Consider the following 13,479-nt stretch of genomic DNA (forward strand, 5'->3'; position numbering starts at 1 on the left):
TTGCCGGTGGCGGGATCCTCGACGTCGAACGTCTTCCCGGACGCTGCCGGGCGCCATTCGCCGTTGATCAGCAGGCCGGTGGGAACAGAGGCCAGCAGCTCGCTCTCGCGCTCCGCAGTAACAGTGGGCTGTGCAGTTACAGTCACGATGACTCCCTCGTCAGCAATTGGGGTGTGGGATGGGTTCAGCTCTCGGCTGCTTTACAGCCACGGTACTGCCGCGCGCTCCGGAGCGTCTATGCATGGGCGCACTACGCACTCCGGATGTTGCTGTGCAGCTGCACAAGACCGGAGCCCGGCTCCTAGCGGGCGGCCAAGACCGCTGAGTAGAGCTCCCGCTTGCTGACTTTCGCGTCCTCGGCCACGGCCGCCACGGCTTCCTTCAACCTGATGCCCTGTGCAATAAGCCCGTTGACGGCGGCCACATGGTCCTCCGTCTTGCCCGGCTCACGCTCCGGGGCGCCGCCAACCACCACCGCTATTTCACCGCGCACCTCGTTGGTTTCTGCCCATTGCAGCAGGTGGCTCAGCGGGCCGCGGATGACTTCTTCGTAGGTCTTGGTGAGTTCACGGCACACTGCGGCCGGGCGGTCGCCGCCGAAGCGCTCGCGCAGCGCCCGAAGCATCGGTTCCAGCCGGTGCGGCGCCTCGAAGAAGACCATCGTCCGGCGTTCGGCGTCGAGCTCGGACAACCGGGAGGCACGTTCACCGGCCTTGCGGGGAAGGAACCCTTCAAAACAGAACCGGTCGGTCGGGAGCCCGGAGAGGGCGAGTGCGGTGAGGACCGCCGACGGCCCCGGCACTGCGGTGACCGTTAGGCCGGCCGCCACGGCGCCCTCAACCAGCCGGAACCCCGGATCCGAGACGGACGGCATACCGGCGTCAGTCACCATCACGAGGGTCTTTCCTGCCCGCACCTGATCCAGGAGCTCGGTGGTCTTCGCGGCTTCGTTGTGCTCGTGGTAGCTGATCACACGCCCGGCCACGGCGATCCCCAGGTTCTGCACCAGCCGGTGCAGGCGCCGGGTGTCCTCCGCGGCGACGATGTCAGCCGTGGTGAGTAATTCAACGAGCCGGGGGGACGCATCGCCGACATTTCCGATGGGCGTCGCAGCCAGCACAATCCTGCCCGGCTGCCCTTCCGTGGCGCGGGCCGCAGGTTCGGCCGCCGGAGCCCAGGCCTCATCGAAGGTGCCGGCGTCATCGGAGCTGCTCGCGGGGGAAGTACTGAGTTGTTGGTCCACACGACCAGCCTACTGCTGGCAGGCTCTTCCAGCGCCAAAAGGTAGCATGGGCACGTGACGCAGACCTCCGTACCTCCTGTCGAGGCCGACCCGGCCGACCCGGCCAAACCAGCACGGCCGGCCTCCGGGACATCGGGACGCAACCTTGAGGGCCAGCGGTGGATCCGCCGGCCGCGGGAAGCGTTCACCGAAAGCGCCCTGCAGGAGCGGCTGATCGGCGGGATCCGCAGCTGGCGCGACTATCCCCCGTCGCTGCGGCTCTGGTTCTGGCTCATTCCGGCCATCACCGCGGCGATCGGCGGCGTCCTCCGCTTCGTCCGCCTTGAGAGTCCGCGCAGCCTGGTATTTGACGAAACCTACTACGTCAAGGACGGCTATTCGTTCCTGGTCAGCGGATACGAACGCAGCTGGCCGGACAAGGCAAACGAATCCTTCGTGGCCGGGAACCCCGGCGTCATCCTGTCCGCGCCCGAGTATGTTGTGCATCCGCCGGTGGGCAAGTGGATGATCGCGGCAGGAATGTGGCTGTTCGGCCCGGACAACCCGCTGGGCTGGCGCTTCGGCGCCGCGCTGACCGGGACGCTGTCCATCCTCCTGATCACCCTGATCGCGCAGAAGCTCTTCCACTCGCTGACGCTGGGGGCCGTGGCAGGCCTGCTGCTGGCGCTGGACGGCCACCATCTGGTGATGTCCCGGACCTCCTTGCTGGACATCTTCCTGATGTTCTGGGTGCTTGCAGCTTTTGGTGCGCTCCTGATGGACCGCGACGACGGCCGACGGCGCCTGGCAGCCAGGCTGGGGCGCCAGGCCGGAGCTGCCACGGACGGCAGGCCCTCCGTGGTCCAGCTCGTGTCCGGGCCCTGGCTCGGCATCCGCTGGTGGCGCGTTGCCGCGGGCATCTGCCTGGGGCTTGCCGTGGGCACGAAGTGGTCGGCGCTGTTCTTCATGGCGGCCTTCGGGCTCCTCACAGTCTTCTGGGACCTGAGCGCGCGCCGGATCGCAGGCATCCGCGGGTGGATCAGCGGAGGCATCATCAAGGACGGAATTCCCGCCTTCCTGAGCATCGTGCCCGTCGCCGTGCTGGTCTATCTCACCACCTGGGCCGGCTGGTTCCAGTCGAAGGATGCGTACTTCCGCCATTGGGCCGACACCAACCCCTCAGCCCAGTGGGGCTGGCTTCCGGGGCCGCTGCGGTCCCTGGCCCATTACCACCTGGAAGCGTACAAGTTCCATCAGGGACTCAGCTCCGACCACCCCTATGAAGCGAGCGCCTGGAGCTGGCTGGTGATGGGGCGGCCAACGTCGTTCTTCTATGAGTCCCCCAAACAGGGCAGCCCCGGCTGCGACGTCGCCAACTGCACCTCGGCAATCCTCTCCGTGGGCAACCCCTTGATCTGGTGGAGCGCCACGGTTGCTCTGGTGATCCTGCTGTTCTGGTGGGCAGGCCGCCGCGACTGGCGGGCCGGCGCCATCCTGGCCGGGGTCGGCGCGGGCTACCTCCCCTGGTTCATGTATCCGGAACGCACCATGTTCACGTTCTATGCCGTGTCCTTTGAACCGTTCCTGGTCCTGGCCCTGACATATTGCCTGGGCCTGGTTCTTGGACGACGCTCGGACCCGTTGTGGCGCCGGCGTTCCGGCTTGTATCTCGTGGCAGTGTTCGTGGTCGGAGCGGTGCTGGTCTCGGCGTTCTTCTACCCCATCTGGACCGCGGAAATCATTCCGTACCAGGACTGGCGGTTCAGGATGTGGATGCCGTCCTGGATCTAGGGCAGTATGGCAAGGGTGCCGGGGACACCGCATCACGGATCCGGAAGGGAGACTGGCTGTGAGGGAAGCAAGCACTGAACTGCTCGTGGAGCTGGATCAGGACAGCAACGTGACTGACCTGCTGCTGGGGCAGCACGCCAAGGATCCGTCGCACGCCATATATTCGCGCAAGGGCCCCAACGGCTGGGTTGATGTCCCCGTCCAGCAGTTCCTGGACAAGGTGGTGGCACTTGCCAAGGGGTTGATCGCCGGAGGCCTGGCACCGGGCGACACGGTGGCTGTGATGTCCGGGACCCGGTATGAATGGACCCTGGTGGACTTCGCCATCTGGTTCGCCGGCGGCGTGACCGTTCCGGTCTATGAAACCTCCTCGGCTAGCCAGGTCGAGTGGGTCCTGCATGACTCCGGCGCCCGCAGGGTGTTCGTTGAGGACCCGGCCAAGTCCGGGCTCGTGGCCGGCGTCCTGGCCCACTCCGCACTGCTCGGCGACGCTGTGGTAACGGTCGTGCGCATGGACGACGACGGCGGCGCACCGAACCTGGCGAGCCTCGCCGCCGCCGGCGCCGGCGTCACTGATGCCGAGCTGGAGCGGCACCGCAGCACTGCAGGCCTGGCCGACGTCGCCTCGCTGGTGTACACCTCCGGCACCACGGGCAAGCCCAAGGGCTGCGAGATAACGCACGGCAACTTCGCCTTGGTGGCCACCAACATCGTGGGCTTCCTTCCCGAAATCCTGCGGCAGGAGGGTGCCCGGACAATCATGTTCCTCCCCCTCGCCCACGTCCTGGCCCGCGCTGTCCAGGTGGTGTGCCTCAGCGCGGGAGTGACCCTGGGCCACACGTCCAGCGCCGCCCAGCTGCTGGAGGACCTGGCCTCCTTCAAACCCACGTTCCTACTGGTGGTGCCCAGGATCTTTGAGAAGGTCTACGCAGGTGCCGGCCACAAGGCCGCCCTGGCCGGAAAGGAGCGGCTCTTCGCGGCCGCTTCCGCGGTGGCCATCGACTACTCCAAGGCGCTCGACGCTGAGGCCCGCGGAAAAGGCAGCGGACCCGGCCTCATGCTCCGTGCCAAGCACGCCGTCTTTGACCGGCTGCTCTACCCCAAGCTCCGGCAGGCCTTCGGCGGACAGGTCAAGTACACGGTCTCCGGCGCCAGCCCGCTGAGCTCCAACGACGCACACTTCTTCCGCGGTGCCGGCATTCCCGTGCTGGAAGGCTACGGCCTCACCGAAACCACCGCCCCCTGTACCGCCAACACCCCGTCGCGGACCAAGGTGGGCACGGTGGGAATTCCCGTGCCCGGCACCACCGTCCGGGTCGCCGACGACGGCGAGATCCTGGTCAAGGGCATTGGCGTCTTCAAGGGATACCACGCCAATGAGGCCGCCAACGCGGAAGCGTTCGTGGACGGATTCTTCCGCACCGGAGACCTCGGTGCGCTGGATGAAGACGGCTTCCTCACCATCACCGGCCGCAAGAAGGACCTCCTCGTCACTGCTGGCGGGAAGAACGTAGCACCCGGACCGCTCGAGGAAAAGATCCGGGAGCACCAGCTCGTGGCCCAGGCTGTGGTGGTGGGCGACGGCCGGCCGTACGTCTCCGCCCTGGTCAACCTCGATCCGGAGGGCCTGGAGAACTGGTGCTCGGCCCAGCGAATTCCGGTACTGGGTGTGGCCGAAGCAACGTCGGATGTCCGGGTCCGGGAAGCCGTGCAGGGCGCTATCGACCAGGCAAACCTGCTGGTCTCGAAGGCGGAATCGATCCGCAGCTTCGTCCTGCTGGATGCCGATTTCACAGTGGAGTCGGGTCACCTGACACCGTCACTGAAACTCAAGCGGGCCGCCGTCGTCCGCGACTTCGAAGCCCACATCAACGGCCTGTACCGCTAACCCGGGGCCGGTCGCCCCGGCCCGTGCCGCACACAATAATGAATGCCGTGCACACAAGGAAGGCGACCGGCCCGCGCCGGTCGCCTTCCTTGTGCCTCTGCGGAGTCTGTTACACCGTCGCGGAGTTTCCACGGGTGCGTCGCTGCGCGGCGTCGGGGAGGTCCGTTGTCCCGGCGTCCCCATCCTTGGCTGACGCAACCAAGGCGTCCGTGTCTTTGTCCTTCGTTTTCCTGGCGAGGCCGCGGCGCCTCCTCGTGGGCCAGGTGAGGATCAGGGTGGCGACGGAGGCGATCAGGACCAGTGCGCCGATGACGATCCCGGAATCAACCCAGAACTGTCCCGGGAAGAGCCGGATGAGGGTGTCGTCCAGGGCGAACGTCCACGTCCCGTTGGCGAAGAAAATCCGGTGGAACTCGGTGAAGAACTGCTGCCAACCCAGCGCCGCCAAGGTGCCCAGCCCCAAAATGATCACCAGCGTTGCGACGGAGCCGGCGAAGAGACCGCGGCGGACTCCCCCGGTGCTGCGCCGGCGCAGGTAGATGATGGCGATGATGCCCAGCAGGATCAGCAGCGCGCCGCCGGCGAACGTTGACAGGATGACGAGCTTGACGTCCGCCATGTGGCTGACTTCGCCTTCCTGGAACAGCGCATCGCCGCTGCGGTTCACCAGTTCGCCGAGATACCGCGGGCCGGACCAGTTGCTGAGGTAGTCCACGGCGTAGGACCCGTAGGTCATGCGGTCATCCGTGCTGAAGCCGTAGCCGTCACCGGGGAAGCCCGGACGGTTGTATTCAACCCAGAGGAACAACGGACTCGCGACAGCCCGGACGGCCAGGACCAGGAGGACCAGCGGGTAGAAGACCGCGAGCAGCACCTGCATCACGCGCGGCAGGACGGGCTTGGTGTTGTTCGCCAACTCCCGTTCGGCGTTCCGGCGTTCCACTTCGTCCTGCGGCGGGCGCACCTGGAGGGCCGAAGTGGGCAGGGGTTCGCGGAAATGCGTGCCCCTCCCCTGTGGCTCCGCGGCCGGTCCGACGGCGGCCTCCGCCGCCTTGCGGTCGGCGCGGCTGCCAGCCTGGGAACCAGGCGTGCCGGCATTGGAAGCAGGCATGCCACCTTGGGCGAGAGTGGCTTCGGTCTGGGAGGCAGGGGTGCCGCCTCGGGCTGCAGTGGCGCCGCCCTGGGAGGCAGGGGTGCCGGCGGACGCTGCCGGCTGTCCCTTGCCTGCAGCAGCGCCTGGAACAGGTGACGTGTTTCCGGCGGGGGCTGTTCCCTGTGCCTTTGCCGCCGTTCCTGCCCCAGTTCCGGCAGGCTTCATCCAGTCGAAGGCGGGCTCGGCAGTGTCGTCGGCCGGGTCCAGGTGCGGATCCTGCCGATTCGGCGGGGTGGGCGTCTTTTCAGTCACTGCAGTTTCACTTCCGTAGGCGTCCGCGTTGCCGGACACCGCCAGGCAACGCTACTTATCTCCAGATGAGCCTACCGTCAGGCACTCCGTGGCGGCAGGTGCCACCCCGTTCCGTCACGTATTCACGAAGCCAGCGCCGTGTAGCCTGCATCAGCGCTGTCCAGGTCGCCCGACGCGCCCGAACGATAGGCACGTCTGCCCCACACCAGGACATACGTCCAGTACGCAGCCAGGACCGCCGCGCCGATCGTGATTTTGGCCCACACCGGAAGGCTGCTGGGGGTGACGAAGCCTTCCACGAGGCCGGAGACAAACAGCACCACGACAAGTCCCAGCGCCACGGTGATCAGCGAGCGCCCTTCCGCGGCCACTGCCTGGCCCCTGGTCCGGGGTCCGGGGGAAACCATCGCCCAGAAGATCTTCAGGCCCGCGGCGCAGGCAATGAAGACTGCGGTGAGTTCCATCAGGCCGTGGGGAAGGATGTAGCTGAAGAAGACATCGGACTTCCCGACGGCGGCGAAGACACCGGCCGCGATCCCCAGCCCCTGGGCGTTGCTGAAGAGGATCATCGGAACCCAGAAACCGGTAATGCCCAGGGCCACCGCCTGGGCAGCGATCCAGGCGTTGTTGGTCCAGACTGCGCCGGCGAACGACGCGGCGGGATTCTCCGAGTAGTAGTCGACGAAATCCCGCTCGACGTACTGCTTGACGGTTGCGTCCGAACCGAGGGCCCGGAGCGCGTCGGGCGACGCGGCGATCCACAATGCGTACGCCCCCGCGACCAGGCAGAACGCCAGGCCGCACCAGACGGTAAGCCAGCGGATCCGGTACAACGCCGCCGGCAGTGCTATGACGAAGAACCGTGCGAGGTCGTCCATGAAGTTGGACCGGGCCCCGGTGAAGCGTGTGCGGGCCTGGGCCAGTGTGGCCGACAGGGAGGCCGAAAGCCCGCTTTCGGGGGCCACGGAGCGCAGCAGGGAAAGGTGGGCGGACGTGGTCTGGTAGAGGCGCAGCAGTTCATCGGCTTCGCTGCCGTCCAGGCGCCGTTTGTACGCCAGCACGTGAAGCCGCGCCCACTTATCCCCGTTGACCGCGGAGAACGCATCGATGTCCACGGCACTACCCTAGCGCCCCCGGTTTAGACTGTGAGCGTCCGTAGGCGGCGTGTAGGGGACGGGGACCCGGTTTGAGCTCGATCATCACAGGTGAAGCAGTTGTCTTGGAACTCCGCCCGGCGTCGTTCGCTGCGCGGGCGCTGGGGCTGATCCTGGACGTCGTTGCGAACGTCGTCCTCCTCATCGTGATGATGACGGTGATTTCGTCTGCCTACAGTGACCTGGACGGGGCGGCTGCGCGTGCCCTGGTGCTGGTCAGTGTGGTTTTCTGTTTCGTGATCCTCCCGGTGGCGGTGGAAACCCTCACCCGGGGCCTCTCGCTGGGGAAGCTGGCTGCCGGGCTCCGGATCGTCCGGGACGACGGCGGCGCCATCCGCTTCCGCCACGCGCTGATCCGCGGCCTGATCGGCTTCCTGGAGATCTACCTGACGTTCGGCGGACTGGCCATCGCCGTCGCGTTGTTCAATGACAAATCCAAGCGGCTCGGTGACGTGGTTGCAGGAACCTACTCCCTGCGGCGCCGGGTGCCCACCGAACCGCCGTTCGTCCCGTTCGTGCCTCCGCACCTGAGGTCCTGGGCGGCGCTGGCCGACATCGGCCGGATACCGGACCCGGTGGCCCGCCGCTCGGCGCAGTTCATCCGCCAGTCGGGACGGATGGCGCCGGCGTCGCGCGCTTCCATGGCGGTGTCCCTCGCCACTGAGGTGTCAGCGTGTGTTGCCCCGCCGCCGCCGGCAGGCACGGGTCCGGAAGAGTATCTGGCAGCCGTGCTGGTGGAACGCCGCGAGCGGGAACTGGCCCGGCTGACGCGGGCGAGGGCCCGGAGCACGGGTGTGGGAGAACGGCTGAACCGGCTCCCTTACAGCCGGGACAGCCGGTAGGCCGCCTGCACTACCGCTTGGCGTACTGCGCCCAGGGAATGTTCCAGTCGCCGTAACCCTCCAGCGGCTCCACCGGCGGAGCGCCCGTGTTGAGGGTCTGGACGACGTCGCCCGTCTTCATGTTGTTGAAGAACCACGCAGCATCCGCCGGCAGCAACCCCACGCAGCCATGCGAAACATTGGCCTTGCCGACGTAGCTCCAGGCGGACTCAAGGGCCTGGTGGACGTAGACGCCGGACGACGTCAGCCTGTTTGCGTATTCCACGGTCAGCGGCGGGTAGTAACCCTTGTCCCCCGGCTTGAGGCCAATGCTTCCGGCGTTGAATTTGGAGTGGCGTTCCTGCTCCATGATCACGGCGTAACCGGTGGGCGAGAGCCACTCGGCGTCGCCCAGGGTAACGGGAGCCGTCCGGACCAGCTGGCCGTCAAAGTAGACGTTCATGGTCTTGGTGGCGTCGTCCACGATGGCCACCCGCTGCGGGCCGACCTTGAAGCTGACCTTGGTGTCCACGTTGCCCACCATCTTGTTCCCGAAATCGACGCCGAACAGCTTGAGGTCCACCGTGACCTGGCTGCCCGAGGCCCAGAACGCCTCGGGACGGATGCGCACGCGCTGGTTCGAGTACCAGCGCCAGGCGACCGCCTGGCCCGAGGATGAGGTGACGGTGACGGCCTTCTCCATGGCCTCCTTGTTCAGGACCGGCTCGGAGAAGACAATTTCGATCGGCTGGCCCGAACCCACGGTGGAACCGTTTTGCGGGTACACAGCAGCGTCGGCCTCGTTGGCCGTTGCCACCGTGGTGAAGGACTGGGTCTTTTTCGTTTCGCGGCCCGCCTGGTCCACGATCGTAAAGGCGTAGTCGTAGGCGGCGTCGAACTCCAGCGGGTCCAGGGCGGTCCAGGTGGAACCGTCAGCGCTGAGGGTGCCCTTGACAGGCTCACCGCCGGCAGTGGTCAGGACAACGTCCTTCACGGTGCCGTTGACGGCTTTGACGGACGGCGCAACGGCGGGGTTGACTCCAGCGGCGCCGTCGGTGGGGGTCACACCCAGTTCGACTGCCTTCACCACAGGAGCAGCGAGCCCCGGTTCGTTGCGGACCGGGCTGGAAGACTCCGACTGGAATACGGGCTCGGCCCAGCTGGGAGCCGTGGCAACACCGATGCCGCCCGCAGCGACCGCAACGCAGATGGCGGCAATCCCCAGGATTTTCATGGTTTTGCGTTTGTGGACTTTTGTCATGACCTTCTCCATGTCCCCCGACAGGCCCGTGATCAGCCCAAATACCGTCTTGAATCTTCAGTTGATACGTTCGCCAGCACGTCAGTGAGGTGTTCAGCACTCACCCGTGACCAGACAATTTTACCGTATGGCGAACGGATCAATTGGCGTACTGCGCCCAGGGGATGTTCCAGTCACCGAATCCGTCGTCGAAGTTGGCGTTTTCACCGTCGGTATTCACTACCTGGACAACGTCGCCCGTGGTCATGTTCTCGAAGACCCATTGGGCGCCGTCCGGGCCCAGTCCGATGCACCCGTGCGAGAGGTTGCTGACACCGATGTAGGGCATTGCGGAGTCGGTGGCCTGGTGGATGAATTCCCCGCTGGGTGTCAGGCGGGTGGCGAAGTTGACGTCCAGCTCGCCGTAGTATGCCGGGTCGCCCGGCTTGAGTCCGATGCTGGCGGCAGACATGTGCTCCACCCGGTACTTCTCCATGAACACGAGGTAGCCCTTGGCCGAAGGGAACCGGGTATCCCCCATGGTGGCCGGCCATGAGCCGGCTGGCTTGTCATTCACACTCACCGAAAAGGTGTGCGCGGTAGCGTCGGCCACGGCGACCTTCTTGTCGCCGATGTGGACCGTGACCTTCTTATTAAAGTTTCCGATCTGACCGTTGCCGAAATCGACGCCGAAAAGCTGCATGTCCATGGTGACCGTGCTGTTGGCCGCCCAGAAATTCTCTGCCCGGTACCGGACCATACTGTCGCTGAACCAGTGAAACTCGCCCACCTGGCCGGACGTCGAGGAGACCTTGATGGCTTTTTCCACCGCGTCCTTGTTCAGCACAGGTTCGCTGAAGGTGATCTGCAGGGGCTGCGCGACGCCGACCTTCATGCCGTCCAGCGGGTAGACGGCGGCATCCGCCTCGTTGGCGGTTGACACCGTGGTGAACGTTCGAGTGCTGTTGGTCTTGCGGCCGGCAGCGTCGCTCACCACGAAGCTGTACGTGTAGCTGCTGTTGAACTGCAGGGGGCCGGAGGCTGACCAGCCCGTACCGTCCGGGTTCAGGCTGCCTTCGATTGCTGCGCCGTCGCCGCCCGTGAGGGCCACGCGTTCAACGGTTCCGTTGGTGACTTTCAGCGATACGGGGGCTGCCGGATTTACTTGCTGCGCGCCGTCTGCCGGCGACGCTGCCAGCTGTACAGGCGCCACCACGGGCGCCGCGAGTCCCGGCGTCGTCCGCTCGGCGGAGCCCGCTTCGGATTCGAAGGCGGCGCGGGCGGCTCCGGGTGCCACAGCGGCGAAAACGCCGCCGCCGGCGGCGAGCAGGCACAGCGCCCCGAGCAGGAAGACCTTCCGGCCGGTGGTCCAGCGTTCCCTTGCCGTCACAGCGCGGGGTCCTTTGCAGTCATCATGGGCACAGCATAGGGCACGCTCCTTGGAGCTGACGGGTAGCCGGCACCCGAGGGCCACGGCGAAGGGCCCCGGAATTCATTCCGGGGCCCTTCGCGATGCTGCTGATCTGCCGCCTGGGCTTGCTGCCGCCTTGGCGGCGGCACCCTTAGTAGCGGTAGTGATCCGGCTTGTACGGGCCGGCAACGTCCAGGTCCAGGTACGCGGCCTGTTCCTTGGACAGTTCCGTCAACTCGACGCCGAGGGCGTCCAGGTGAAGCCTGGCAACCTTCTCGTCAAGGATTTTCGGCAGCACGTAGACCTGCTTTTCGTACTCCCGCTCGCCTTCGGGCTGGTCCCGCTTGGTGAAGAGTTCGATCTGCGCGATCGTCTGGTTCGCGAACGAGTTGCTCATCACGAAGGACGGGTGGCCGGTGGCGTTGCCCAGGTTCAGGAGCCGGCCTTCTGACAGGACGATGATGGACTTCTCGGCGTCCGTGCCCTGGTCAAATACCCACTCGTGCACCTGCGGCTTGATTTCCACCTTCGTGATGCCCGGAATCCGGGCCAGTCCGGCCATATCGATCTCGTTGTCGAAGTGGCCGATATTGCCGACGATGGCCTTGTCACGCATGCCGGCCATGTGCTCGGCCATGATGACGTCCTTGTTGCCGGTGGTGGTGATAAAGATGTGGCCCTCGCTGAGGACCGATTCCAGCTTGGCCACCTGGTAGCCGTCCATGGCTGCCTGCAGTGCACAGATCGGATCGATTTCGGTGACGATCACCCGGGAGCCCTGCCCGCGGAAAGCCTCCGCCGCACCCTTGCCGACGTCGCCGTAACCGCAGACGACGGCGATTTTGCCGCCCATCAGGACGTCGGTGGCACGGTTGATGCCGTCCGGCAGCGAGTGGCGGATGCCGTACTTGTTGTCGAACTTGCTCTTGGTCACCGAGTCGTTGACGTTGATGGCCGGGAAGAGCAGCTTGCCCTGCTCCGCCAGCTGGTACAGACGGTGCACACCGGTGGTGGTCTCTTCCGTGACACCCAGCAGGCGGGAGCCGATGCGGATCCATTTCCCGGCGTCCGCTGCGAGCGAAGCACGCAGGACGTCGAGGAAGACGCGCCCTTCATCGGACTCGTCCTCTGCTGCCGCCGGAACGGACCCGAGGGCTTCGAACTCGACGCCCTTGTGGACCAGCATGGTGGCGTCGCCGCCGTCGTCAAGGATCATGTTCGGACCGAGGTCCGGGTTGCTGTCCGCGCCGGGCCAGGTGAGGATCTGCTCGGCGGTCCACCAGTATTCTTCGAGGGTCTCGCCCTTCCAGGCGAAGACGGGGACGCCCTGCGGGTCCTCGACCGTGCCCTTGCCCACCACAACGGCGGCGGCAGCTTCGTCCTGGGTGGAGAAGATGTTGCAGGAAGCCCAGCGGACCTCGGCGCCCAAAGCGGTGAGTGTTTCGATCAGCACAGCGGTCTGGACGGTCATGTGGAGCGAACCGGCAATCCGGGCGCCCTTGAGCGGCTGGCTGGCGCCGAACTCTTCGCGCAGGGACATGAGTCCGGGCATCTCGTGCTCCGCGAGGCGGATCTGGTGGCGGCCGGCCTCAGCCAGTGAGATGTCAGCAACCTTGTAATCGAAAGTCATGTGAGTCCTTGTGTTGTATCCGGAAGATTCTGGAACGGCGGAAGTCCGTGTCCGTTCGGCGAACTATGGGAAGTTCGGCGCCAAGCGGAAGGGCGATGGGCCGGCCGGGCAGTTATTCAGGCCGGCGGGGGAAGTTATTCGGCGCCGTCAGGGTCTGATGCCGCGGGGTTTGATACCACGGGGCCGTGGCCGCCGTCATGCTGGTCCGATGCCGCAGCGTTCGCGGCGGCGACGAGTTCCGGCGGCAGCAGCAGCGGAATGCCGTCCTCGATGGCGTAGCGCAGCGTTTCTCCGGACGCACCGGCGGCAGTCGAGACGAGTTCATCGCCTTCCTGCACCAGTGTTGAGCCGGTAACGGGACAACGCAGGACGGACAACAGGTCAGGACTGATCTTTGGCATGGTGACTGCTCCCTGATGGGCGCCGCAGCAGGCGCCGGTGGCCGATGGATTTGCAGCTTCCAGCGTACAAGCTTCGCGGGGCGGCCGGGCTCAGGACGGTTCGCGGAGGATGCGCAGGTGTCCCCGTCGGGCGCCTTCCGAAGCCGGCGGGGCCTCGAGCGCCGCATGCGCGGAACGCTGGCCCGGGGCGGGGTCCGCGGCGGACGGTCGCAGGGCCGCCTCGCGGACGGCGTTGGCGAGGGCCAAAAGGTCATCTGGCCCCGGCTGCGGCGGGGTCGCCGGCATGGCAAGGCGCAGTACTTCCCAGCCCCGCGGCACTGTCAGTGACCCCGCATGCTGTTCGCACAAATCGTAACAATGGGGCTCAGCGTACGTGGCCAGGGGCCCCAGGACGGCTGTGGAGTCCGCATAGACGTACGTCAAAGTGGCCACCGCAGAGTTACGGCAGGCTGACCTTGAACATTGACGAATAGCACCCACGACATCACAGACTACTCCCCGTTGGCCGTTGTGCCG

Annotated in this window: 11 protein-coding genes; 3 read left to right on the top strand and 8 right to left on the bottom strand. The window is 66.1% G+C overall.

Annotation, left to right across the window (positions count from 1 at the left end):
* Positions 1-301 precede the first annotated feature (301 nt).
* Positions 302-1,243, bottom strand: coding sequence for a 16S rRNA (cytidine(1402)-2'-O)-methyltransferase (gene rsmI, locus AC07YR_RS16000; protein ID WP_494734546.1), 942 nt, complete (start codon positions 1,241-1,243; stop codon positions 302-304).
* Positions 1,244-1,297: 54 nt separating this feature from the next.
* On the opposite strand from rsmI, the gene AC07YR_RS16005 reads away from it, so the two are divergent.
* Both AC07YR_RS16005 and AC07YR_RS16010 read left to right on the top strand, forming a co-directional pair.
* Positions 1,298-3,013: a dolichyl-phosphate-mannose--protein mannosyltransferase gene (locus AC07YR_RS16005; protein ID WP_494734547.1), complete on the top strand. Its 1,716-nt coding sequence runs from the start codon at positions 1,298-1,300 to the stop codon at positions 3,011-3,013.
* A gap of 58 nt (positions 3,014-3,071) precedes the next feature.
* On the top strand, positions 3,072-4,901 hold the full coding sequence (locus tag AC07YR_RS16010) for an AMP-dependent synthetase/ligase (RefSeq protein ID WP_494734548.1): 1,830 nt from the start codon (positions 3,072-3,074) through the stop codon (positions 4,899-4,901).
* 109 nt (positions 4,902-5,010) lie between these two features.
* Here AC07YR_RS16010 and AC07YR_RS16015 read toward each other — a convergent pair whose 3' ends face one another.
* Together AC07YR_RS16015 and AC07YR_RS16020 are read right to left on the bottom strand one after the other, a co-directional pair.
* Positions 5,011-6,306, bottom strand: a complete 1,296-nt coding sequence (locus tag AC07YR_RS16015; protein ID WP_494734549.1) for a TIGR01906 family membrane protein — start codon at positions 6,304-6,306, stop codon at positions 5,011-5,013.
* Between the two features lie 122 nt (positions 6,307-6,428).
* The gene (locus AC07YR_RS16020) at positions 6,429-7,421 is read right to left on the bottom strand and encodes a stage II sporulation protein M (RefSeq protein WP_436057057.1); all 993 of its coding nucleotides are present in this window, start codon (positions 7,419-7,421) and stop codon (positions 6,429-6,431) included.
* A 71-nt stretch (positions 7,422-7,492) separates the two neighbouring features.
* Here AC07YR_RS16020 and AC07YR_RS16025 point away from each other — a divergent pair, with 71 nt between their 5' ends.
* Complete coding sequence (locus AC07YR_RS16025) at positions 7,493-8,302, top strand: RDD family protein (protein ID WP_436057056.1); 810 nt, start codon at positions 7,493-7,495, stop codon at positions 8,300-8,302.
* Positions 8,303-8,312: 10 nt separating this feature from the next.
* On the opposite strand, the gene AC07YR_RS16030 is transcribed toward AC07YR_RS16025, so the two are convergent.
* The 5 genes from AC07YR_RS16030 to AC07YR_RS16050 form a co-directional block, all read right to left on the bottom strand.
* Positions 8,313-9,542 (bottom strand): L,D-transpeptidase, encoded by a 1,230-nt coding sequence (locus AC07YR_RS16030; RefSeq protein ID WP_436057055.1) that lies wholly within the window; start codon positions 9,540-9,542, stop codon positions 8,313-8,315.
* A 139-nt stretch (positions 9,543-9,681) separates the two neighbouring features.
* The gene (locus tag AC07YR_RS16035) at positions 9,682-10,911 is read right to left on the bottom strand and encodes a L,D-transpeptidase (protein ID WP_494734550.1); all 1,230 of its coding nucleotides are present in this window, start codon (positions 10,909-10,911) and stop codon (positions 9,682-9,684) included.
* Between the two features lie 172 nt (positions 10,912-11,083).
* On the bottom strand, positions 11,084-12,562 hold the full coding sequence (gene ahcY, locus AC07YR_RS16040) for an adenosylhomocysteinase (RefSeq protein WP_494734551.1): 1,479 nt from the start codon (positions 12,560-12,562) through the stop codon (positions 11,084-11,086).
* Positions 12,563-12,696: 134 nt separating this feature from the next.
* Positions 12,697-12,963: a Trm112 family protein gene (locus AC07YR_RS16045; RefSeq protein WP_055803998.1), complete on the bottom strand. Its 267-nt coding sequence runs from the start codon at positions 12,961-12,963 to the stop codon at positions 12,697-12,699.
* Positions 12,964-13,053: 90 nt separating this feature from the next.
* Positions 13,054-13,443: a DUF3499 domain-containing protein gene (locus AC07YR_RS16050; protein ID WP_436057052.1), complete on the bottom strand. Its 390-nt coding sequence runs from the start codon at positions 13,441-13,443 to the stop codon at positions 13,054-13,056.
* Positions 13,444-13,479: the final 36 nt, after the last annotated feature.

This window comes from Arthrobacter sp. GW460-12-1-14-TSB2 (genome assembly GCF_059423525.1).

What these genes read in the sequence shown, in the direction of transcription:
- AC07YR_RS16030 (WP_436057055.1), bottom strand. Translation starts at nt 9,542, where the DNA reads ATGACAAAAGTCCACAAACGCAAAACCATGAAAATCCTGGGGATTGCC.
- ahcY (WP_494734551.1), bottom strand. Translation starts at nt 12,562, where the DNA reads ATGACTTTCGATTACAAGGTTGCTGACATCTCACTGGCTGAGGCCGGC.
- AC07YR_RS16045 (WP_055803998.1), bottom strand. Translation starts at nt 12,963, where the DNA reads ATGCCAAAGATCAGTCCTGACCTGTTGTCCGTCCTGCGTTGTCCCGTT.